At 40.8% G+C, this 24,300-nt stretch carries 19 protein-coding genes and 1 pseudogene; 3 read left to right on the top strand and 17 right to left on the bottom strand.

What is annotated here, in order from left to right; translation table 11 throughout:
- Positions 1-9: 9 nt before the first annotated feature.
- From SST62_RS0109820 to nth, 3 genes are all read right to left on the bottom strand, one after another.
- Positions 10-1,359, bottom strand: a complete 1,350-nt coding sequence (locus SST62_RS0109820) for an MATE family efflux transporter (protein ID WP_029187216.1) — start codon at positions 1,357-1,359, stop codon at positions 10-12.
- A 69-nt stretch (positions 1,360-1,428) separates the two neighbouring features.
- A complete protein-coding gene (guaC, locus tag SST62_RS0109815) occupies positions 1,429-2,412 on the bottom strand; it encodes a GMP reductase (protein ID WP_029187215.1) in 984 nt (327 codons plus the stop codon).
- A 285-nt stretch (positions 2,413-2,697) separates the two neighbouring features.
- Positions 2,698-3,321 carry an endonuclease III gene (gene nth / locus SST62_RS0109810; RefSeq protein ID WP_024384233.1) on the bottom strand — a complete coding sequence of 208 codons (624 nt, stop codon included), beginning with the start codon at positions 3,319-3,321 and terminating at the stop codon, positions 2,698-2,700.
- A 97-nt stretch (positions 3,322-3,418) separates the two neighbouring features.
- Between nth and SST62_RS0109805 the strand changes: the two genes are divergently transcribed.
- Positions 3,419-4,270 (top strand): NAD(P)H-hydrate dehydratase, encoded by an 852-nt coding sequence (locus SST62_RS0109805; protein WP_029187214.1) that lies wholly within the window; start codon positions 3,419-3,421, stop codon positions 4,268-4,270.
- A gap of 54 nt (positions 4,271-4,324) precedes the next feature.
- On the opposite strand, the gene SST62_RS0109800 is transcribed toward SST62_RS0109805, so the two are convergent.
- Entirely contained in the window at positions 4,325-9,082 is a 4,758-nt protein-coding gene (locus SST62_RS0109800; RefSeq protein ID WP_029187213.1) for a S8 family serine peptidase, read from the bottom strand.
- A 454-nt stretch (positions 9,083-9,536) separates the two neighbouring features.
- On the opposite strand from SST62_RS0109800, the pseudogene SST62_RS01000000111735 reads away from it, so the two are divergent.
- Positions 9,537-9,869: pseudogene (locus SST62_RS01000000111735) on the top strand (IS110 family transposase); the annotation flags it as partial.
- 48 nt (positions 9,870-9,917) lie between these two features.
- Here SST62_RS01000000111735 and SST62_RS0109790 read toward each other — a convergent pair.
- The 8 genes from SST62_RS0109790 to SST62_RS0109755 all read right to left on the bottom strand — a co-directional run bounded on the left by SST62_RS0109790 (position 9,918) and on the right by SST62_RS0109755 (position 18,680).
- The gene (locus tag SST62_RS0109790) at positions 9,918-11,456 is read right to left on the bottom strand and encodes a ClC family H(+)/Cl(-) exchange transporter (protein WP_029187212.1); all 1,539 of its coding nucleotides are present in this window, start codon (positions 11,454-11,456) and stop codon (positions 9,918-9,920) included.
- Between the two features lie 113 nt (positions 11,457-11,569).
- Positions 11,570-12,640: an ABC transporter substrate-binding protein gene (locus SST62_RS0109785; protein WP_029187211.1), complete on the bottom strand. Its 1,071-nt coding sequence runs from the start codon at positions 12,638-12,640 to the stop codon at positions 11,570-11,572.
- Positions 12,640-13,410, bottom strand: a complete 771-nt coding sequence (locus SST62_RS0109780) for an ABC transporter permease (RefSeq protein WP_029187210.1) — start codon at positions 13,408-13,410, stop codon at positions 12,640-12,642. The genes SST62_RS0109785 and SST62_RS0109780 overlap by 1 nt, the downstream gene beginning before the upstream one ends.
- Positions 13,410-14,210 (bottom strand): ABC transporter permease, encoded by an 801-nt coding sequence (locus tag SST62_RS0109775; RefSeq protein WP_029187209.1) that lies wholly within the window; start codon positions 14,208-14,210, stop codon positions 13,410-13,412. Before SST62_RS0109775 ends, SST62_RS0109780 begins: the two co-directional genes overlap by 1 nt.
- The gene (locus SST62_RS0109770) at positions 14,194-15,348 is read right to left on the bottom strand and encodes an ABC transporter ATP-binding protein (protein WP_024384228.1); all 1,155 of its coding nucleotides are present in this window, start codon (positions 15,346-15,348) and stop codon (positions 14,194-14,196) included. Before SST62_RS0109770 ends, SST62_RS0109775 begins: the two co-directional genes overlap by 17 nt.
- A gap of 38 nt (positions 15,349-15,386) precedes the next feature.
- Positions 15,387-16,295 carry a UDP-N-acetylmuramate dehydrogenase gene (gene murB / locus SST62_RS0109765; RefSeq protein ID WP_029187208.1) on the bottom strand — a complete coding sequence of 303 codons (909 nt, stop codon included), beginning with the start codon at positions 16,293-16,295 and terminating at the stop codon, positions 15,387-15,389.
- Positions 16,296-16,529: 234 nt separating this feature from the next.
- Complete coding sequence (gene thrB, locus SST62_RS0109760) at positions 16,530-17,390, bottom strand: homoserine kinase (RefSeq protein WP_029187207.1); 861 nt, start codon at positions 17,388-17,390, stop codon at positions 16,530-16,532.
- 3 nt (positions 17,391-17,393) lie between these two features.
- Positions 17,394-18,680 carry a homoserine dehydrogenase gene (locus SST62_RS0109755; protein WP_029187206.1) on the bottom strand — a complete coding sequence of 429 codons (1,287 nt, stop codon included), beginning with the start codon at positions 18,678-18,680 and terminating at the stop codon, positions 17,394-17,396.
- A 104-nt stretch (positions 18,681-18,784) separates the two neighbouring features.
- Between SST62_RS0109755 and SST62_RS0109750 the strand changes: the two genes are divergently transcribed.
- Positions 18,785-19,708, top strand: coding sequence for a polysaccharide deacetylase family protein (locus SST62_RS0109750; RefSeq protein WP_029187205.1), 924 nt, complete (start codon positions 18,785-18,787; stop codon positions 19,706-19,708).
- Between the two features lie 120 nt (positions 19,709-19,828).
- Here the strand turns inward: SST62_RS0109750 and SST62_RS0109745 are convergent, their stop codons facing one another.
- From SST62_RS0109745 to SST62_RS1000000112705, 5 genes are all read right to left on the bottom strand, one after another.
- Positions 19,829-21,637: an ABC transporter ATP-binding protein gene (locus SST62_RS0109745; RefSeq protein ID WP_029187204.1), complete on the bottom strand. Its 1,809-nt coding sequence runs from the start codon at positions 21,635-21,637 to the stop codon at positions 19,829-19,831.
- Positions 21,638-21,645: 8 nt separating this feature from the next.
- A complete protein-coding gene (locus SST62_RS0109740; RefSeq protein ID WP_029187203.1) occupies positions 21,646-23,382 on the bottom strand; it encodes an ABC transporter ATP-binding protein in 1,737 nt (578 codons plus the stop codon).
- A gap of 75 nt (positions 23,383-23,457) precedes the next feature.
- Positions 23,458-23,700: a KH domain-containing protein gene (locus SST62_RS0109735; RefSeq protein WP_002940680.1), complete on the bottom strand. Its 243-nt coding sequence runs from the start codon at positions 23,698-23,700 to the stop codon at positions 23,458-23,460.
- Between the two features lie 21 nt (positions 23,701-23,721).
- Positions 23,722-23,994 carry a 30S ribosomal protein S16 gene (gene rpsP / locus SST62_RS0109730; protein WP_029180157.1) on the bottom strand — a complete coding sequence of 91 codons (273 nt, stop codon included), beginning with the start codon at positions 23,992-23,994 and terminating at the stop codon, positions 23,722-23,724.
- A gap of 124 nt (positions 23,995-24,118) precedes the next feature.
- Positions 24,119-24,223, bottom strand: a complete 105-nt coding sequence (locus SST62_RS1000000112705) for a DUF4298 domain-containing protein (RefSeq protein ID WP_228376866.1) — start codon at positions 24,221-24,223, stop codon at positions 24,119-24,121.
- Positions 24,224-24,300: the final 77 nt, after the last annotated feature.

Here is a 24,300-nt window from a genome sequence, read left to right as displayed (position 1 = left end):
ATAGTTAATTTATTTCACGGACAAATGAGAATGAGCTATTTTGATCAAGCGCAAATTAAGAGCTATTCCGCAGACAAAAATCCCTGAAATGAGACCAATCCAATAGGCTTCTGGACCCATTTGGAAAAATCTTTCAAGCAAGAATGCGACTGGGAAGGTCATAGACCAATAGGCAACCAAACCAAGTATAAATGGAACAGTCGTATCCTTGTAACCACGTAAAATCCCCTGAATAGGTGCTGTAAAGGCATCTGCCAATTGGAACATGAGGGCAAAGCTCAGGAAATGCGAGGTCAGACGGATAAATTCTGCATCATTACCATAAAGGTAGGCAACTTTGGAGCGGAAAAAATAAAGGAAAGTGAGTGTTAGGCCTGCAAAACCAAGTGCAACCAAGCGTCCTAGACGGCTGTAGGCTTTCACATCTTGTGGTCGTTTAGCCCCTACTTCATAAGCAATGACAATAGCTAGGGCTGAAGAAACTGAGGCAGGAAAGGCATATAATAATGTCGCAAAGTTCATAGCTGACTGGTGGGCTGCTATAATCTGGGCTGAAAATTTTGCCATGTAGAGCCCTACTACTGCAAAAATAGCCACTTCTGCAAAAACTTGTAAACCAATCGGCAAACCAATTTTCAAGCCTTCCTTCAATAAAGAAAGGTCAATCGGACTCCACCGCCAAATCTGATAAGATGCAATAGTCTTATTTTTGCACATGACAATGACGATTACTAGCAATACCGCCCAGTAAGCTAAAGCAGTACCCAATCCAGCTCCAGCTCCGCCCAGGGCCGGTAGGCCCATTTTCCCATAAATTAAGAGATAGTTAAATAGACTGTTAAATGGGACAAGGAGCAACATGAGGTACATGGATAGCTGAGTCAAACCGAGGGCGTCGAAAAAGGATCGGCAGACACTAAAGAGCAAGAGAGGCAGGATACCAATGGAAATAAAATAGAGGTACTGCCGACCGACTTGAAAAACAGATTCATCAAGTTCAAAACGTTCAAGGGCTGGAATAGCAATAAAAAGGACCGAACATAAGAGTAAAATGGTTAATCCGATGGCTAGATAGACAAACTGATGAAACTCCTGGCGAATCTTATCTCTTTCACCTTTTCCTAAATATTGAGCGATGATTGGGACCAATGCAGATACAATCCCTGTTAGAAATGAGAACAAGGGATTCCAAAGACTTGTTGCCATGGAAACACCTGCCAAATCCATAGTACTATACTGACCAGTCATCATGGTATCGATAAAGGATGCGGAGTAATTAGCAAATTGATAAATTAAAATGGGCAAAAATATTTTGATAAAGAGCCAGAGCTTCTCTTTGTTATTTCTTGTTTGATACATACTTATTCTCTTTCAATTTTATATAAATATTGTAACAAGAAAAGGACCTGCATTGCAAGTCCTCTTTGACTAGATAGAGTCACCATTCCAGATAGAGTTTTTCACGATAACATAGTCCACATGCTTCAAGCTAGTTATATCTCGACCGCCAGCATAAGAAATAGACGATTGCAAATCTTGCTCCATTTCAATCAGCGTATCTTTCAAGTGACCTTTGGCTGGTAGGAGAATTTTTTTGCCTTCCACGTTTTTGTAAGCACCTTTTTGGTATTCAGAGGCAGAGCCATAGTATTCTTTAAACTGTTTGCCGTCTACTTCTACCGTCTTTCCTGGGCTTTCGATATGACCGGCAAAGAGGGAGCCTATCATGACCATACTTGCACCAAAGCGGATGGATTTGGCAATATCTCCGTGGGTACGAATACCACCATCCGCAATAATTGGCTTACGAGCAGCTTTTGAACACCAACGAAGGGCAGCCAGCTGCCAACCACCTGTACCAAAACCAGTCTTAACCTTTGTAATACATACTTTACCTGGACCAATACCAACTTTTGTCGCATCCGCACCAGCATTTTCTAGTTCACGAACTGCTTCTGGAGTACCGACATTACCTGCAATAACAAATGTCTCAGGCAGTTCTTTCTTGATATGTTGGATCATCTTGATAACACTTTCTGCATGGCCATGAGCAATATCGATGGTGATAAACTCAGGGGTATCAGCTTTCAAGCTAGTCACAAACTCATATTCATATTCTTTTACGCCAACAGAGATGGAAGCAATCAAACCTTGCTCGTGCATGCGTTTGATAAATGGAATACGACCAGCTTCATCGAAACGATGCATGATGTAGAAATACCCTTCTTTGGCAAGCATTTCTGCCACATCTTCATCAATGATAGTCTGCATATTAGCTGGAACAACTGGTAATTTAAAGCTATATTTCCCAAGAGTCACTGTTGTATCTGCCTCGGAACGGCTATTGATGATACATTTATTTGGAATGAGCTGAATATCTTCGTAGTCAAAAACTGGAGTTTCGTTGAACATGCTTCTACCTCTTTTTCTTAACATTGGAACAGAAAAACAGTTTGTTTTTCGTATTTTTTCCTTATTACAAGATATAGTATAGCTTATTGTTTGTGTTTTGTCAATAAAAAAGAAACCTATCTAGATAATATTCGGATATATCACTTTTTAGAATCGTTTATAAAACATAACATTCGTATAATTCTTTTCTGAGTTACTATTCTTATAAAATTTTAAAAAATGTTCAGAATTTACTCAAACAATTTCACATAAAAACTAAAAAAATCTTCAAAAACAGAAGATTTTTTAGTCAAATTCATATAATTGTGGGAATTTTTCGCATTCAGGGTTCTTAGGATGGCAAACCTCACGACCAAAATAAATCATAGCTTGATGAGCAGGGAGCCAGAGTTCAGGAGGTAAGACTTCCATGACTCGTTTCTCTGTTTCCAGGGGTGTAGCCGATTTTTTGACAATATCGTGGTGTTTACAAATCCGTCCCACGTGGGTATCAACTGCAAAGGCTGGGATTCCGAAACCGACACTTAAGACAACATTGGCCGTTTTTCTTCCCACTCCTGCCAGAGCTTCTAATTCCTCACGAGTCTGCGGTACAATGCCATTATGCCGTTCCAATAACTGCTGGGCGCATTCTTTCAAAAATTTGGCTTTATTTCGATACAAACCCAAACGGGAAATATAAGGCTCAATATCCTTCACTTCTGCTGCCGCCATGGCTTGGGGCGTAGGGAAAGCTGCGAACAAACCAGGTGTTGCCTTATTCACCGCAGCGTCTGTAGTTTGAGCAGATAAGAGCACTGCACATACCAACTCAAAGTGATTTCGAAAGTCCAAGCTAGGCTTAGCATCAGGATATAGAGCGATGATTTCTTCAATAACTTTTCTTGCACGTTTTTTTGATAATACCATGAATTCATTATAGCATGAAAACTTGGATTTATCTAAAATCTGGATTGTCATAAACCTCATTCCTCGTGATATAATAAGAAGAAAAGGGGGAATAAGTATGGACTTACAAGAACTCTGTAGAAAGGTTATTCAAGCAAGACCACGCAATAGCCATAAGGGAAGCTATGGCCGAGCCTTGCTGATTGGTGGACTGTATCCTTATGGTGGAGCGATTATCATGGCCGCACTAGCAACCGTCAACAGTGGAGCAGGCTTGGTAACTGTTGCTACTGAAAAAGACAACATACCAGCCTTACATAGTCATCTGCCTGAAGCCATGGCATTTTCATTTGACGATCAAGCCTTGCTGATAAGTAGCTTAGAAAATGCTGACTTGGTACTGATTGGTCCAGGTTTGGGGGAAAATAGCAGAGCTGAACAGTTATTGGACTTTGTTTTTGAACATTTATCTGACCAGCAGACTTTAGTTCTTGATGGCTCAGCCCTTACCTTAATTGCAAAGCAAAACAGGAAGAACTTCCCGTGTAAACAAGTCATTTTAACTCCCCACCAAAAAGAATGGGAAAGACTATCATGCATCCCCATTGCTCAACAAACAAGCCAAAGAAATCTTGAAGCCTTGCAATCTTTTCAAGAAAATACAATCCTTGTAGCTAAAAGTTCTGCTACACAAATCCTAAAAACCCAGCCAAACCAAGTCACTCCAATAGGAGCTGGTGGTCCCTACCAAGCAACAGGAGGTATGGGAGATACTCTTGCAGGTATGATTGCAGGATTTGCTGTACAATTTCCCCATGTTCAACTATATGAAAGAATCCTTGTAGCAACCTACCTCCACTCCTATATTGCCGACCAACTGGCTCAAGATTATTATCTTGTAAAGCCAACTGATGTCTCAAGAAACATCCAAAAGATAATGCTTCAATTTCAAACACAAACAACCGCCTAATCAATGATTAAGCGGTTTTATTATTTAGCAAACTTGTGATAAAGCTAGTGTTGGTTATACTGCTTCCTTGTGACGTCGTTTGCTTACCAACAGAGTCCCAAGCCCAATAATGATACCAAGAACAAGATAGTATCTTGTATCATTTTCTCCAGTATTTGGTAGTTGAGTCACCTGTTTTTCTTGATTAGGACTAGATAGACTAGCTTGCAAAGTGACTGGACGAGGTAAAGTTGGTTGAGGGTTTGGCTTCTGACCTATCGGTACATGCCCTGAATTCCCAGTATCTTTTACAGGAGGTGCCTGTACATCAACTTTTTCTGAGTCTATAGGTGGAGGCGTTACAGTGCCTTCATCTTTTTTGTCAGTGGCAGTATTTGCTGGCTCTTTGGCATCATTTGTTGGAGTAGCAACACCATCCAGTTCTGCCTGAGCGCTTGTCAGAAGGGCTAGAGCTTGATCGACACTTGCTTGGCTTGCAGATTCATCAGCTAGAATCGTTTTCGCTGCTTCAACTGCCTGATCATAAGCTTGTTTCACGTTCTCAGATGCATTGAGATACTTAGCATCTGTCGCTTTTAATACAGAAGAAACGGATACTGCGCTACGAAGGGCTGAAATATCAGTCTTTTGACCATCTAAGTTGGCTTTCGCTGCTAACAAGTCAGCCAACGCTTGGTTGACAACTGCCTGTGTTACATTCTCTTGGTTCAATACAAGTTGTGCTGAACGAACAGCTGTATCATAGGCAATTTGTTTGGTGTTTTCAGCATTGTAATAAATAAAGTTTGCCTGAGTCGGTGTGTAGTTTGATACTTCAGCAATTAGTTTTTCCTTATCGGTGGCCTGACCGTTTAGCTGTTCTTTCGCCGCCACAAGACTGGCAAGTGCTGAATCTACTTGTGCCTGATTGTGTTTATTGGCATATACTGCATTGGCATCTTCTAATGCTTTAGCATAGGCAGTTTGAAGTTCTGGACTAGCATTGTAATAACGCGCTGTTTCTTCAAGTCCCGCAAGTTCAGCAATAAGTTTTTTCAAAGCAACTTTATTAATCAAGGTTAATTTCTTAACATTTGACTGGTTTGCAAGTACTGCTACGTCTAATTCTTCCAAAAATTCATAGCCTTCTGGGAGGGTTGGAAGGATAGTGTAGGTACCAACTGGTACAAATTTACCATAATCAGTCTTAGAATATTTAGCATTTGGTAGCTGAATAGTCTGGCCATCAGCAGTTACCAGTTGGATGGTTGAACCAGAAGGTAGTAATGCATCAATATCTACCAACAAGTTGGCCTTATCTTTCAAAGTCACATAGAAATTCACCTCGGCAGTGCTATTTTCTTCCGAAATCGTCACGACTGCTTTTGTTTCACCTGCTAGGCTTGACCACTCTGTATCATATAAGAATAAATCAAAGGTGTAAGTACCAAATGGTAGCTTAAGAACGCTAGTATCGCCGGCATATCGTGGTAATTCTGCAACAATCTTGCCTGTTTCATCGGTGACTGAGTAAGAGAAGAGTATTGGTACAGGACTATTTGTATCTTTATCAAGAATATTGACAGTTACCAACCCTTTTTCATTGCCAATACTGATCAGATTCTCTACTTTTTCATAGCTGATATTACCAGCATAATCCTCCACTGTGTAGTAGAATTTTGAAATATCTGCAAGATCAAGAGGCAATGTGAAGGAGCCATCATCGTTTTGTGCCACAAATACCTTATTATCAGAAACGGTTACATCACCATTTTCTAATAAGGAAGGAATAGTTGTCACACCGCTTGCATCTGCTACAAGATAGAATACTTGCTCGCGATATAGACCGGATTCTCCTTTTTCAATGGCTGGACGAGGGTTAAATGTAAAGTTTGTTTCATCATAGGTAGCTGTGGTGATAACTGGTGATTCTCTATCGATGATAACGTCGAAAATCATAGTTTGTACTGCTGCACCTGGAACTTCAGATGAGTAGGTCAAAACGTATTGATACTTACCATCTGCTAAAGCATTTCCGTCACTATCTGTTCCATTCCATTCAGTAGGATAAATAATGCTTGATTTTGGATTTTTAGGATCACCACTATAGAAGTTTTTATTGCCTGACTGTGGTTGACTTTCCCAAAGTGGATTTGTTCGCTCAGTATCATCTGCAGCATAGACGCTTGCGACTAAATCAGTATAATTTCTCAAGAAGACACCTTTGAAAGCGAGCGAATCTTGGTTGTTATCCCCATTTGGCGAGATAGCTAAATGAGGTTTACCAGACTCATCAAGCTCTAAAACAAAGTATCCTGCTTCATTTTTAAATGTACCAAGAGTCTTGATCGCAAGGTCAGATCGTTTGTCTGTAGAATAGATTAACTCCGTACTTCCTGTAACAAGACCTGTGTAGTGATGGCTAATGTCAACAGTATTTGGCTGTGCTGTAACAGGTTCAAAGTAGAAGCCCCCCTTACCATCGGCAATAAGATTGTAAATTGGCTCTTCTAGAACGGCTAGATTTTGGAATTCCCCACGGAAACCAACGTATGGAATGCTGACAATATCACCGCCGTCGGCTACATCTGTAAATCGAACAAAACCTTCAAGATAGTAACCGTTTTTCATCAAACCTGTCAATTCTTCTGCAAAGCTTGATGCATCGACATTAATTGTAACAGTTGTACTTGAATTGGCTTTCACAGTCACCTTACCGCCAGGAATCTCTGCTAATAGACGTGGAGCCAAGGTGATCAATCCGTTTTGAACAGTATCCGTTGTTAATTGTGTTGAGTAGTTTAAAGTCTTATCTTCGTTTGTAATGTTATGAAGTGTGACCGTAAAGCTGAATGTATCCTCAACATTTCCCAAGGTAATGCTGCCATACCCATCTTCGCCAGTCAAATATAAACCTGTAGAAATAGCTGCTGCAGTATCGATGATACCTGCACCTTGTTGGCGTGGGGAAGTGTAGGCTGTTGTTTCTTTGTTCACATGTGCTTTAGCAGTAGACATAAGCAAGTGTTTTACTAAGGCTTCGATTTCTTGAGGGGACTTAGTAGGGTAAGTTGCCTGTAAATACTGTTTTACAAGTACGGCTGCTCCTGCCACGTGTGGTGAAGCCATACTTGTTCCCTGCATGTTGGCATAGTCATTATCATTGATGGCTGCATAAATAGCACCACCTGGAGCAGCTAAGTCTGGTTTTAGCTCGCCATCCGCTGATAGACCCCAACTTGAAAAATCTGAAAGAAGACCTGCTTCTGGGTTAGGGCGAATATCTGTTTCGTTATTGAACGCAATCTTATATGAGTTAGCTACCAAAGCTTCACCAAATTCCAATGGAATGAAGACAGATGGAATTGCAATAGCTGTATCATCAAGTTGCATGCTTACATTGGCTTCACCTGGACGACTATTGAAAATGACCACCCCTACTGCACCTGCAGCTGTTGCATTGGCTATTTTTTCTGAGAAGGTAATCGTTCCACGTTTGATAAGTGCAAGTTTTCCAGTCAAATCTAGACCATCAAAATCCGAAGCTTGACCGATTCCCGCATAGACATATTCATATTCTTTCCCGATTTCAAATGGTACAGGACTTTTCTCTGGATTATCAAACGAACTCTTACCATAATTCAAGTCAGCATTGTTTTCTAAGCCAATGATATTCATTACTTTACTACCAACCGTTGTGTTATTGTAAGAAGCGACAGAAATTGCATCGCGAGCTGTTGAAGGAGCACCGACCAAGCCATAATCTGGATAATCGGCTGACGGATTAGAATGACCTGAACCAAATGTTCCATCATTACCAGCTGCAATAACAACAGAAACCCCTGCACGACGAGCAGCCTCGATTGCTGCAGTCACATTTTCATTCATGTTAACAACAGAGCCATTAGCTCCTCCCAGACTGAGGTTGATGCTATCTGCACCCAATTTTACAGCATCTTCAATCGCCTTTACGTACAATGCTGCACCTGTTGTAGCTTTGAGGTCTGAGAATACACGCATAAACATGACTTGCGCTTCAGGAGCTACACCATACATTAATTGTCCAGCGACTGGTTGTGTCGGATTTCCTGTGGCAATACTTGTTACGTGCATACCGTGTGAACGTTTGTCTTCTTCTTTCAAGACAGTATTCACATCAACATAGTTATAACCAAATACAACCTTATCGTTAAACCATTCACCGTAGGTAATTCCTGCTGCTTCTTTAGCTGCTTCTATCTCTTTTTCTGATTTATATTTTGCAGTTGAGAGGTCTGAAATATGCAATACATCGTGGTCAACGTCAAGACCGGAATCTATGATTGCAACTACTGTTCCTTCGCCCTTGTAACCACTATCCCAAACTTTAGGTACTGTAATGATCGTATTACTATCAATGTTTTGTGGTTTCGCTTCTTCCTGATTCGTAATAGCAGTAGTCTCATCTGCTACGGAAAGCTTCTCCTCTTCTTCTACTTTTTTCTCTGAAATAGCTGGAGTTTCTACAGCTGGTTGAGTTGTTTCTACTTCTGCATTTGTGATGTTTTCAAGAGCTTCTGAGCCAGATGTTTCCTCTTCATTATCTGTAGTGGTTACATCAGTTGAGGTAGCCTCCACAGAAGTGTCAACTAACTCCTCGACAACGGGACTTTCTGAGGCTGATTCGCTGATGATTGCGTCAGGAACAGTTGTTTCCACCTTAGTCTCTACAAGGCTTGTCAATTCATCTGCAGCTACCGATGGTGCACCTGCAAACAAAAAAACTGCACCCAAAAGAACAGACACAGTTCCAATTTTATACTTCCGAAGTGAGAAAGTTTCTTTCTTTTTCATAACTTTTCCTCCTAGTTTTTCTCCTTCATTATTGGCAAAACCAATAAATATATTAAAACATAAAACTATCGGCATTGCAAGTATATTCTGAAAATTCAGTTATTTTTTCAAACTATGAGTAGCTATCAATAATATCTATAACCATAGATACAGATAATGCACACTAAAAAGGGAGTGAGCAAGACATTCATGATGGCTCCGTCCTTACCCACAGAATAAAGAGAATGAGCATAAAGCCCTCACTAAGACTATATACCTAGTGAGGGTCTTGCGGTTGGTGCATTATTGATGTTAATTATGATGACAAAACTGCTCCACCCTACTGATAAGAACCACAATATGCGCTCAAGAATATGACTAAAATTCAGTAGATAAGCTCTCTAATTTTAAGAAGGAAGGAATTGCCATAGATAATCATGTGTAAATCAAGTCGATATTGTCGTTTGTATTCCCCTCAACTTGTCCAAAGCGTTACTTAGCTACCTTTGATACAACTACTAAAGGTCTACGTACTTGCCACGATTTTCTTAATCAATTGCATGCAGAAGCTATTGGTATGGAAAACACAAGTGTTTACTTGCGACCTATCCAGCATTCTCTTTGCGGTGACTTCGAGTTAATACTTGCTCAACCAGCCCACATGAAGACCATTACAGGTCAGAAAACTGACAAGAAAGACACTTACTGGATTGCCAAATGAATGCGGCTTGGTCCGCTTCCTCGGAGTCTCGTTCCCGATGAAATCATTCCTGAATTGAGAGAGTTGACCAGACAACGGAAACATTATAATATTGGGACTTTTCTCATCTCTTTGTTAAGACAATCTAAAAAAATGCTAATCTCCCTCAAATATCCTACGAACGGTATGGATTTGAGAGATTGGAACTGCAACGAGTAAGGAATCACCCATAAAAAGTTGGCTATTTCCTTTCACAATCCTTGACTTACCATGATGAATTTGACTGGTGATCAAGCATGAATCCGGCAAACGTAACTCGCTAACAAATATTTGATCCAATGTTTCGTTGACAACAACCTCTATTAAGGTCATATGTTCTTGCTGTTCTACTTCTTCTGGCAAAGTTTTTTCCAACATTGCTTCATAGACCGGCGCGCCACCTAAAAGATCCATCATCACATAGGAACTCAAAGCTACCAACCCGATGACCATCAATTGATTCAAACTTCCTACCATTTCAGTGACTAAAATAATAGCAGTTAGAGGTGCTTTGGAAATCGCTGCGAAAAAGCCTGCCATACCCAATACAATAAACAATAGCATCTGCTCCTGACTGATGAAACCAATTTCAAGGAAGAACCGTGCAACAAAAAGCCCAAGGAGACTTCCTAAAGTTAATATGGGCAAAAAGATGCCCCCTGGTAGACCAGAACCATAGGAAATCATGCTCCAAACAAATCGTATTAAAATCAGGATTGCCAATGTCAGTAGTCCTTGTTCCAAATATGGAAGCTCTAAAATCAAATGATGCCCGCCTCCCAACAGATTAGGGAAAAAATAACCAATCGGTATAATGAACAAAAAGGCAAATACACTGTAGTATGGAACTGGGAGAGGAATGATTTTTGAGAGGAGGGTATAGAAACCTTGTATATTGAGGATAACAACTTCATACACATATCCAGCAAGTCCAAGGAAAACTCCAAGTAAGATATAGATCCAATATTGGTCAAGAGATAATAGCTGCAAATCCTCTGGCATGTGCAAAACAGGTGTCAATCCAAAAACATGTAAGGAAATAAAGTTCGCAGTGATACTAGCTGCTAAGGCTGAGACCCAAACCAGACGCGAAAACTGATGATAGACTTCCTCTACAACAAATAAAAGACCTGCTATTGGTGCATTGAAAGCTGCTGCCAAACCTGCCGCAGCGCCACTAGCAATCAAACTCCTTCTTTCCATTTCACTGGATTTAAGAAGAACTGATACACCTTTAGCCGTTACAGCTCCTAGTTGAATGCTGGGACCTTCACGCCCCAGCATTAGGCCAGATGCAATGGATAAAACACCGCCGATAAATTTTTTCCAAAGGACTGACCACCAGTTTAAATTCATAATTCCTTTTAGTTCTGCCTCCACCTGAGGTATACCAGAACCTTTTGCATTTGGCTCGTCTTTTATCAACTTGCCAACAAGTAAAGCTATGACCAGATAAAGCCCTCCAATAAGAAGTAAATAGATTGCATTATCTGTTGCCAGAGAATAGAGGTGTGTAAAGACAGAAAATAGTTTTTCAATGGCTAAGCGAAATGCAACGACCACTAACCCAGCGACAATGCCAACTAAACTACCACGCAGAACCGAATAGAGGATTGATTGAGAAATAAAACTAACTTCTTTCCGGTGATTTTCCATCGGGATTTCCCTTCCTTTCTATAGTATGTATGACAAAAAAATGGGAGCAATAAGTACTTAGTAAAGAACCTCACTCCCATTCTTTTATTTATATTGCTACCTGTCCAATCAGACTATTTCCGATACATCTTGAATTGGAGATAGAGGTCATTATACATTCCAAGCATCTCTGGTCCGAGATTATCATAAACTTCCATCTTCCTCATCGTTTCTTCTGAAGGATAGAAAGATTCGTCGTTCTGAGTCTCCTCATCTAGCATAGCTTTAGCTGCAGGAATTGGTGTTGAGTAGCCAACATATTCTGCATTTCGGAGTGCATTTTCAGGACGAAGCATAAAACTCATGAATGCATAGGCACCATCAATGTTCTTAGCTGTTTTGGGAATAACCATATTATCAAACCAAAGGTTTGAACCTTTTGATGGTACGACATAACGTAGATTTTCATTGCCATCCAACATTTCACTGGTTTCTCCAGAGAAGGATACTGCGATAGCTGCCGCATCTTGTATCATGTAGCCCTTGATTTCGTCAGCTACGATAGCCTTAACATTTGGTGTCAAATTGTAAAGATGTTCAGCAGCTTCTTCAATCTCTGCAGGATTTTTAGAGTTCAAGCTGTAACCCAAAGATTGCAAGCCAAATCCCATGACCTCACGAACACCATCAATCAACATGATATTATCACGGTACTCCTCTGACCACAAATCTTCCCATTCTTGAGGAGGGTTTTCAACCATGGTTTCATTGTAAACAATCCCCAAGGTCCCCCAGAAGTATGGAATAGAATAGTCATTATTCTTATCGAAGCTCAAGCCCATAAATTGCGGATCAATATTCTCTAAACCTTCAATCTTTGATTTATCAAGTTTAATGAGCATATTTTCTTCCGTCATTTTGGAAATCATATACTCAGATGGGATTGTCAAATCGTAGGTTGTTCCACCCTGCTTGATTTTAGTGTACATGGATTCGTTGGAATCGAAGGTCTGGTAATCCACCTGAATACCTGTTTCAGCCGTAAATTCTTCCAGCAATTCTGGATCAATATAATCGCCCCAGTTATAGATGACAAGTTTATCAGTTGTACCTTGGGTTGAATCAGCTTCTAACTTATAACTAATCCCCCACAAAATAAGGATAATGGCTACAATACCGACAAAGAATGAATACAATCGTTTCATTAGTCAGCCTCCTTTTCACGTGAGATAAAGTAATAGCCCACCACTAACAAGATTGAAAAGAGGAAGACAAGAGTTGACAAGGCATTGATTTCCAATGAAATCCCTTGACGAGCCCGAGAATAAATCTCAACAGATAGGTTTGAGTAACCATTTCCCGTTACAAAGAAGGTCACAGCAAAGTCATCCAAGGAATAGGTAAAGGCCATGAAATAGCCTGCAATAATGGCTGGTGTCAAATATGGCAACATGATTTCTTTCAGCATTTGTGGCTGGGTTGCACCCAAATCATAAGCTGCTGAAATCATATCTGCATTCATTTCTTTCAGACGAGGCAAGACCATCAAGACGACAATCGGAATTGAGAAGGCAATGTGACTAAGCAAGACAGAAACAAAGCCTAATTGAAAACCAATCATAGTAAAGAGAATCAGGAAACTTGCCCCAATCATAACGTCTGGTGCTACCATCAAGATATTATTGACAGATAGCAAGGCATTTTGGAAACGAGGTTTTGCCTGATAGATATAAATTGCACCAAAGGTTCCGATAATGGTCGCAATCAATGAGCTCAAGAAAGCCAAGAAAAAGGTTTGTGCCAAAATCAACATCAGACGGCTATCACCAAGCATAGATGAAAAATGGTCCAAGGTAAAGCCTGTAAAGCCATTCATATCTCCACCTTCATTGAAAGCGTAGAAAATGAGATAGAAAATGGGCAAGTAAAGAAGGAGGAAGGCAACTGTTAAGTAAATATTTGCAAATTTCTTCATTATTTCTTCCTCTCTTTCGTCATCCACATAATCAAGAGCATGGCCAAAATCAAGACCACACCCATTGTTGAACCCATTCCCCAGTTTTGTGTGGTGAGGAAATGCTGCTCAATGGCTGTACCAAGTGTGATCACTCGATTACCACCAATCAAACGGGTCAACATAAAGAGGCTCAAACTTGGAATGAAAACCGCCTGAACACCAGAACGGACCCCATTCATGGAAAGAGGAAAAATAACTTTTGTAAAGGTCTGCCAAGAAGTTGCCCCCAAATCACGACTAGCATTGATGAGGTTTTTATCCAAATCATCTAAGGCGTTAAAGATCGGCAAAATCATAAAGGGGATCTCGATATAGGCTGCAACTGCAATAAAAGAGAAATCCGTGAAGAGAATTTGCTGGGCACCCAGACCAATAAATTCTAAAAATTGATTAACCGAACCATGTTGCCCAAAAATACCAATAAAGGCATAGGCTTTCAGCAAAAGATTGACCCAGGTTGGCAAAATAATGAGCATCAACCAAAGCTGTTTATGCTTGAGCTTGGTCAAGAAATAGGCAGTCGGATAGGATACCAAAAGAGTGACCAGTGTAATAATACCTGCGTAAAAAATGGAGTTAAAACTCATTCGCAGATAGGTCATATTGGGCGAATTAAAGTAGGTTTGATAATTAGCCAGAGTGAAATTACCATGAATATCAAAGAAAGATTTGAAGATAATCAGGGCAACAGGTGCGAGTACAAAGAGAAAGACCCATAGGGCATAGGGAATTGCAAAAAGCCTAGAGGTTTTCTTCATTGCGTTCCTCCTCAATGGCGTTAATCAAGCCATCTTCTACTTCTTCCACTTCCACATACTCTTCAATACGGGCATCAAATTCTTCCTCTGTTTCATTGAGACGCATGATATGAATGTCTTCGGGTTCAAAATCCAGACCAATCACTTCTCCCACAATGGCCTTACGGGTTGAATGAATCATCCACTCATTACCAAGGTCGTCATAGGCGATGATTTCATAGTGGACCCCTCGGAAGAGCTGAGTATCCACTTTTACCTGCAATTTGCCTTCTTCTGGAAGGGTAATCTGCAAGTCTTCGGGACGAATGACCACTTCAACTTCTTCGTTTGGTCGCATACCACCATCGACAGCTTCAAAGCGTTTGCCATTAAACTCAACCAAGTAATCTTCTATCATGCGACCTGGAAGGATATTGGATTCACCGATGAAGGTAGCAACAAAATGGTTGATTGGCTCGTCATAAATATCCACTGGTGTTCCAGACTGGACAATCTCACCTTCATTCATGACAAAAATCCAGTCACTCATAGCAAGGGCTTCTTCTTGGTCATGGGTAACGAAGACGAAGGTAATTCCTAGACGTTGTTGTAATTCACGCAGTTCGTACTGCATTTCTGTACGCAATTTCAAGTCCAGGGCAGAAAGTGGTTCATCTAGCAAGACAACGCGAGGCTGGTTGATAATCGCACGTGCAATAGCAACCCGTTGGCGTTGACCACCAGACAATTTCTGAATGGAACGATTTTCATAACCAGAAAGTCGGACCATTTGTAAGGCTTCTGTCACACGGCGTTCGATTTCAGCCTTGTCAACCTTTCGTAATTTAAGAGGAAAAGCCACATTTTCAAAGACAGTCATATGTGGGAAAAGGGCATAGGACTGGAAAACAGTATGGACATCCCGTTTATTGGTCGGAACATCATTAATCCGTTGACCGTCCAGATAAATATCACCTGAACTCGCATCCAATAGACCAGCAATAATGTTCAAAATCGTTGATTTACCTGAACCAGAAGCTCCTAAAAGGGTATAAAATTTCCCCTCTTCCAATTCAAAACTAATATCCTTTAATACAGTTGTTCCACTGTCTTCAAATACTTTTGAAACGTTCTTAAATTCAATAATTGGCTTTTTCAATTCTCATAAATTCCTTCTTTTTTGTAAGAGCCTGATGGCTAGAGTGTATCAGCAGGGTTGCCGATAATACGCACCTCTCTCTCCAGAGTAATTCCTGAAGATTTTTCAACGACTTCAATCACATGGGCAATCAAATTTTCGTAATCACTTGCTGTACCATTAGCAATATTAACCATAAATCCAGCGTGTTTTTCAGAAACTTCGACACCACCGATTCGATAACCTTTCAAGCCGGCCTCCATAATCAATTGACCTGCAAAGTGACCGAGAGGGCGCTTAAATACTGAGCCACAAGATGGGTATTCCAAGGGCTGTTTCAGCTCACGCAAATGAGTCAAACGAGCCATTTCCTGCTTGATTACTGTGTGATTCCCTGGTTTCAGAGCAAATTTAGCAGACAGTACGATAGCTCCATTTTCTTGTAAGATAGAAGAGCGGTAGCCAAATCGTAGGTCACGATTGTCAAGGGTTTCCACATACCCAGCTGGTGTCAAAATTTGAGCAGAAACTAAAATATGAGCAATTTCTCCACCATAAGCTCCTGCATTCATATAGACTGCACCACCAATACTTCCCGGAATACCACAAGCAAATTCAAAACCTGATAAGGAATGGAAGAGGGCAACTTTTGTCGTTTCAATCAAGTTAGCCCCTGCTTCTGCTTCAATTGTATAACCTGAAACTGTCACAGAATTGAGCTTATCCATACGAATCACAAAACCATGAATACCACCGTCACGTACGATAATGTTGCTTGAATTGCCTAGTACTTGCCAAGGAATATTTTCACGCTTAGCAAACTCGACAATACGAACAATCTCGTAACGATTCCGCGGAAAAGCTAGATAATCAACAGCTCCTCCTACTTTTGTATAGGTATATTCTTTTAAAGGCTCATCGAATCGAATATCGATGCCTTCTAATTCAAGCCTAATTTTATCTTTCATAACCTTCTCATTTCAATTTAAGATATACAGGATTTATTATACCAAAAATTACAGGAGAAAACGAATAAAATTCAACAAAAATACTTTCACAAGCCAAATTAATTTGCCCCAATATTTTGAAATGAAGAATGGAATGCACAAAAAAAGGAGTTCCCTTCCTACCGCTTATAGTTGCGATGGTGAACTCCAATAAAATAAACATTTTTAGTTTTGCAAATGATAGCTTCTCACTATCTATACAATAGCAATCCCCTTGGTATCAACTTGAAGGCGGTGGACAGTTCCGTCTAGATTTAGTTCCTCTAATGCTAGAACAATAGCCTCTTCCTTATCTTTTGGAGCCAATACCATAACAGTTGGTCCAGCACCTGAAAGATAGGTTGCATAGGCACCTAACTCTTGTCCGGTTTGCTTAATAGGGCAGAATTCCTTAACCAACAATTGACGGAATGGTTCATGGAACATATCTGATTGGATAGCTTGACCAGCCTTTTCCAGATCACCTGCCATCAAACTGGCAACAGCAACGTTTGCAATGGCACTAGCAGCCACTGCTTTCTTGTACCCCATCTGAGAAGGTAGTACACCTCGGCTTTCAACCGTACGCAGTGGGTAGTTTGGAATAAAGGCAACAAAACTTGCTTCTGGGAATTCTGTTACAACTGCCTGTACTTTCTTATTAACATAGCTAGAGATGACTAAATTACCGAAAATTGCTGGAGCTACATTATCAGGATGACCTTCAATTTCTGTAGCTTTGAGCAATTTTTCATCCGCTGTCATGTTCAAACCTGCTAATTGATTAGCCAATTCGATACCAGCTACGATAACGGAACTGGATGAGCCCAAACCACGTGCCAATGGAATGTCACTGGTCATCTTGATCCGATGTGGTTGCAAATTTTTAGCCACTTTTAGTGCAGTCTTAATCAAAAGATTGTTTTTGTCAGAAGGTACATGATCGAGATTGTGTTCAATGACCCAATCCTCTGTTTGTTCCAAAACTTCAATAGTCAAGTATTTTGAAAGGGCAACACCAACAGAGTCAAAACCAGGACCAATATTGGCTGATGTTGCTGGAATAATGATTTTCATATCTTATTCTCCCAACACCTTGAAGGTATTCAAGACTGTAAAGTCTGTTTCTTGAGCCAATTTAGCTGTTACATTTTCCAATTGTGTCTTGCTCATTTCATGGGTCACAATGACTAAGCGAGCAGTTTCGCCATCCGCAGCTTGTTGCAGAATTTGCTTAAAGGAGATTTCTTCAGAATTGAAGATTTCTGCTAAACGAAGCATTTTTCCATTTTTATCAGGCGCATCAATTGAGAAATAATATTCGCTCTTCACATCGCTTGGGGCTGCCAATTGAAGTGGGCGGCTATATTCGTTAAATGCTTTGCCGATAGTATTGTCTTTCAAGCGACGAACGATACGGATAATGTCAGCCGTTACACTTGTTGCTGTTGGCTTCTGACCTGCACCTGGTCCATAGTACATAGACTGACCGATACCGATAGATTCGGCAAATACAGCATTCATCACACCATTCACGCTTGCAAGGGGATGATTTTTCGGTAGGAAGGTTGGAGATACTTCGGCAGCAATACCAGAGGTGGTTTCTTGAATATCACCCACAAGTTTGATGACGTAGCCCAACTCTTGTGCCACTGCTACATCTTCTGGCGTGATATTTGAAATACCCTTGTGTGCTACGTGTTCAAAATCAACTGTCATACCGAAAGCAAATTGACTGAGGATAACAGCCTTGTAAGCCGCATCAATACCTTCAACATCATTTGTAGGGTCAGATTCTGCATAACCAAGTTCCTGTGCTGTTTGAAGAGCTTTTTCGTAAGTCCATCCTTCATCAACCATCTTAGTCAACATGAAGTTTGAAGTGCCATTCAAGACGCCGAAGATACGAGTGACCTTGTCAGCAGCCAATGAGTTGACCAAGGTGCGCAAGATTGGAATACCACCTGCAACTGCAGCTTCATAATAAAGCGCAAGACCTTTCTCTTCAGCCAAGGCACGCAATTCGCTACCATGAACAGCAAGTAAATCCTTATTGGCTGTTACAATATGCTTGCCTGCTTCCAAGGCACGTGTAATAAAGGTTTTAGCAGGTTCAATACGCCCCATCAATTCAACGACAATTGCAATCTCGTCGTCAGCCAAAATGTCATCAATATTTGTCACAAAATTGTAGTTATGGCCTGCAGCCAAGAGACGGTCTTTTTCTGCTTCATCCTTGACCAAAACCTTCGCAACTTCAATACTATCATGCGCGGCTTTCTCTATTTTTTCCTGGTTTTCTTCTAATAAAAATGGCACACCACTTGCAACAGTACCAAATCCTAATAATCCTATCTTAACTACCATGTGCTCTCCTTTAAAATGTATTTCTCCCATTATAACAAATATTCTGACTATTTGGCAAAAAATTTGATATAATTGTTTTAATATATGATTATGGAGATAAGATAATGAAACATTCAAGAAGAGCCCGTCGAGGTCGCACACAAAAGAAACAACTTGTGCCAATGCTACTTGGTATCGCATTATTAGTAGTGACTCTACTATCTATTTTTCTAATCTTTCTAAAACAGCCATCTAAGCAGCAAAGTGATTCCAAAGCTTCAACGGTAGAGACAACAACCAGTTCGAGTGTTATGACTTCAGAAAGTAGTGAAGTACAAACAGAAATCATTTGGGAACAGCAAACTGAACCTATCAAACTTCCAATCCTCATGTATCATGCCATTCACGTAATGGCTCCCGAGGAAGAAGCTAATGCGAATCTTATCGTAGATCCAACGACTTTCGAAAGTCATCTAAAAGCATTGCAAGATGCAGGTTACTATACTTTATCACCTGAAGAGGCTTATAAGGTATTGACAGAAAATGTCCTTCCTGCTGGCAAAAAGGTTGTCTGGCTGACCTTTGACGATAGCCTCTGGGATTTTTATAGTTATGCCTACCCATTGCTTAAGCAATATCAAATGAAGGCAACCAACAATGTCATTACAGGGTTTACTGAATATGGACAAGCAGGGCACCTTACTCTTGATCAAATCAAGGAAATGCAGACCGTAGGGCTCTCCTTCCAAGGGCATACCGTCAACCATCCTGATTTAGAGTATAGTTCTATTGAGGATCAAACAAATGAACTTACTTCCTCTAAAGCCTATCTTGACAGCCAATTAAATCAGGAAACCATCGCTATCGCCTACCCTGGTGGACGCTATTCAGCCGACACCGTAGCCTTAACCGAACAAGCTGGCTACAAATTAGGGGTCACAACCAACAACGGCTTGGCTTCTGCTAGTGACGGCCTGCTAACCCTCAATCGTGTCCGCATCCTCCCAACCACTACTGCTGAGGGACTATTATCCGAAATTTCCTATTAATTTTTACAAACTTGTATATGAGAAAACTCCCTGTCACTGACAAGGGAGTTCGTTTTATGTATACTCAATGAAAATCAAAATCAGGCTAGGCGACGAAGATGCAGATAGAACTGAAGTTCATCAAATCGAGTCAACAACGTCTGCTTTTGATTTTCGAAGAGTATTAGATTGACTAAACTGACTTTGATACAGATTATAATAGAAACCTTTGTCTGCCAAAAGACTTTCGTGGTTACCTTGTTCGATAATCTGTCCATCTTTCAAGACCAAAATCTTATCAGCTTCCTGAATGGTAGATAAGCGATGAGCGATGACGAAACTTGTCCGCCCTTTCATCAATCGTTTCATGGCCTTTTGAATCAAGAGTTCCAAACGGGTATCAACTGAAGAAGTCGCTTCGTCAAGAATCAGAATGGCAGGATCTGCTAGCAAAGCACGCGCAATGGTCAAGAGCTGTTTCTGACCTTGGGAAATATTGCTGGATTCCTGGTTCATTTCCATATTATAACCGCCAGGCAGGGTACGTATAAAGTGGTCAACGTTAGCGGCTTTGGCTGCCTCCACAATTTCCTCATCTGTCGCATCTAGACGCCCAAAACGTAAGTTTTCCTTGATAGTCCCTTCATAGAGCCAAGCATCCTGCAAGACCATACCAAATTGACTTCGGTAGGATTGACGAGAAATATTCCGAATGTCCTGACCATCCACCTTGATAGCACCTGATGTCACATCATAGAAACGCATGAGCAGGTTGATGAGGGTTGTCTTACCAGCCCCTGTTGGTCCAACGATAGCCACCATTTCACCTGGCTTAACATCAAGATTAAAGTTACGGATAAGCGGCTTGTCTTCTGAATAGCCAAATTCGACCTGTTCAAAGCTGACTTGTCCGGTCAGACTAGCTGTCAACTCTAGCGCATTGGCGTCTTCTTCATCAAGCTCATCTAAGACTGAAAAGATACGTTCAAGGGAAGATTTAGCAGACTGCAACTGGGGTGCCAACTGGGTCAAGGTTTGCACAGGCTGAGAAATCTGCCAGACGTATTGGACGAAGGCCTGCATATTACCAACCGTCAATGCACCTGCAAGAACTTTCAGACCAGCAAGTAAGGCCACGACTACATAGGCAATGTTCGATAAGCCGTGTACCAGGGGCATGAGCAAGCCTGACATAAAACTAGCCTTGAAACCAACTTCCTGCAAACCTGCGGTAATCTGGCGAAATTCTTCAGTAGAAATTTCTTCACGACCGTAGAGTTTGAGAACGTTAAAACCTGTCAAATTTTCTTGGACAAAGCCGTTCAATCGACCTAGGGCATCAGCCTGTTGCTTGAAATAAGGCTGGGATTTGCCCATGACAAACTTGGAACCAAAATAGGTCACTGGAACCAAGGTTACGACTACGAGTGCTAGGGATACATCCAACCAGAAACACATGAAAATGGCTAGAGAGAGAGTCAGAACGGCATTGACTAGCTGGAGAAAACTTTGTTGCAGAGCATTCGACACAGTCTCCACATCACTTGTAAAACGACCTAGCAAATCACCATACTGGTGCTTGTCAAAATAAGAAACAGGAATCTTGTTAATCTTGTGACTCAAATCCTGCCGCAGTTCCTTGGTTGCTCCCTGTACCGCCTTAGTCATGAAATAGGTAGAACCATAGGCGCCGATTTCATACATAAGGGCACGAAGTGCATAGAGCGCAAGCATGATGGCAATGTAGGAATAGTTAATCTGCGCTCCTTCTACACCATTTGCCATGTCTAACAGATTTTTAGTCAATTCTGTGATGATAAGCCCCAATACAAAGGGCTCCAAGGCATTCATAACTGCACTGATGGTCTTTAGAAAAACAGCTAAAAATACAGAAGATTTGTAACGACGCAAATAGTCCCAAACACGGGTAAATACTGATCTATTCTTCATAATTCCTCCTATTCTTCTGTTAGCGATTGACGGTTAAGTTGAGAGTTGGCAATTTCACGGTAAATCTCATTGCTTTCCATCAATTCATTATGGGTGCCACGGCCAACGATTTCACCTTCGTTCAGCACGATAATCTGGTCAGCATCCATAATGGTTCCGACACGTTGGGCAACAATCAAGACAGTCGCATTTTCCGTCACTTCCTTCAAACGACTCCTCAAAATCGCATCCGTCTTATAATCCAAAGCTGAGAAAGAATCATCAAAGATATAAATATCGGGCTGTTTAACAATGGCACGCGCAATAGACAAGCGTTGCTTTTGCCCACCTGACAGGTTGCTTCCGCCTTCTGCTAGATGGGTGTCGAATTTTTCTTCCTTACTCTCGATAAACTCCTTAGCCTGAGCCACATCTGTCGCATCCTGTAACTCCACCAAACTCGCGTCTAACTTCCCGTATTTTAAGTTTTCTGCGATTGTTCCGGTAAATAGCAGAGCTTTCTGCGGAATAAAGCCAATCTTGCTGCGGAGTGCCTTTAGATTGTAGCGTCTGACATCCACACCGTCCACCAAGATACGACCAAGTGTCACATCATAGAAACGTGGAATTAACTGTACCAAAGATGACTTACCAGAACCTGTTGAACCAATAAAGGCAATGGTTTCCCCAGGCTTGGCCTTAAATGAAATATTGTGGAGAACAGGCGATTCCGTTTCACCAGGATAGGCAAAGGTTACATTTTCAAATTCCAAATAACCACGAGTGTCTGTTTCAGTAATCCCATCTTCATTCTTAGAAATGGAAATCGGCATGTCCAAAACTTCCTGAATCCGTTGGCTCGATACCGACATCCGTGGATACATGTTAAACAAGTTGGCAAAGAGCAAGAATGAGAAAAGCGCGTGGAAACTATATTCGATAAAGGCTACCAAATCACCGATTTGCAGACTACCTGTTTTCAAGGGCTCCAAAGCGAACCAGACAATGGCCACAATCATGGCAATGATAATCTGCACAAAAAGAGGCTCTGTTAGACCAGTCAGGTTAAAAAGTTTTTTAGATGTTTCAGTATATTCTTCATTGACTGTCGCAAAACGCTCTTCCTGAAATTCTTCCCGCGTAAATGCCCGAATGACACGTAAGCCCATGAGATTTTCACGAACATATTGGTTAATGGTATCCAAACGTTTCTGTTGTTTTTCTGATAAGGGACGAGTTTTGGTTGCCACATAGAAAATAACAAAAACTAGAAAAGGCATGGCTACTGCTACTGTCCAGGCCAAGCTCGGACTGGTTACCAAGGTCATGATGACAGAAGCAATCATCATCAAGGGTGTAATAATACCGAGTTTCAACACCATTTCAGAGAATTGCATGAGAACAAAAGCATCATTTGTCATACGAGCAACTAGAGAAGAAACACCAATCTGCTCATACTCATGATGGGAATAGTCCTGAATTTTCTCATACAAATCATTTCGAATATCTTTTACAATGTTGGTCGTCAACTGACCAGCCGCATAGGCAAGCGTTATTCGTCCAAGAATACCAAGCAAGACGATTAAGCCCATCATTCCCGCCCAATAATAGAGCTGGCCAACATCATTTTTTGTAATTCCTTGGTCAATCATTCTCGCCAAAAATGTCGGCAAGCCCAAGTTTACCACTACAAATAAGAAGGCCCCCAACAAGTCCAAGGCAATCCACTTAGGATATTTTTTTAAGTAGGTCCAAATCAGATTCATCTTATCTCCCTTTCTATATGTTAAAAAGGGGCATAACCCCTTCTGTAAAGTTAAAAGCCACCAAATGGTGACTTTCTATTCTTTCTCGTCGATCACTAAACGAACTTTTTTATCACTTGTTGGAACAGAGTAGACAATCGTTCTGATTGCAGAAATTGTGCGTCCTTTTTTCCCAATGATACGGCCAATATCAGATTTATCCAAATCCAAATGATATTCTAAAAATTCCGGTGTATCAACAATTTTAATTGTCAAGCTATCAGGCTGTGAAATCAAAGGTTTCACAATCGCAATAATGAGATTTTCAATCATGTCCATAAGTGTTCTCGCTTACTGTTCTTATTTAGAGAATTTTTGCTCGTGGAATTTCTTCATCACGCCAGCGTTTGAAAGAAGGCTACGAACTGTATCAGAAGGTTGTGCACCTTTTGCCAACCACTCAAGTACACGCTCTTCTTTAAGTGTTACTGAGTTTTCAGCCAAAAGTGGGTTGTAAGTACCAACTGTTTCGATGAAACGACCATCGCGTGGAGCGCGTGAGTCTGCAACGTTAATACGGTAGAAAGGTTTCTTTTTAGAACCCATACGAGTCAAACGGATTTTTACTGCCATTTTTAAATGTTCTCTTTTCTTTGTATTTTTATTCGGTGAAATAGCAGAGCTATTTAGCACATGTTCTATTATAACACACTTTGACCAACTGTCAAGAAAAAAACTTGACAGGTTTTAAAAAATTTTATTGCTCGAGCATATCTGCTAGTTCTCTCAGTTGACTTGCTAGATTTGTACGGTCAAACAGTAAATTATAGACTCCATCTTCACTCAATACTCCGCAAGGAATACCATCCCGACTTTATCACTTTATTTTTCCACGATCCGCTTCAATCGCTTGATAGAATTGGATTTTTTAAGTATTTT

Origin of the sequence: Streptococcus suis YS56, assembly GCF_000440115.1 — a bacterium.
Classification (GTDB): domain Bacteria; phylum Bacillota; class Bacilli; order Lactobacillales; family Streptococcaceae; genus Streptococcus; species Streptococcus suis_L.
The sequence above is the reverse complement of the archived record's forward strand: the minus strand, read 5'-3'. Positions and strand labels throughout refer to the sequence as shown.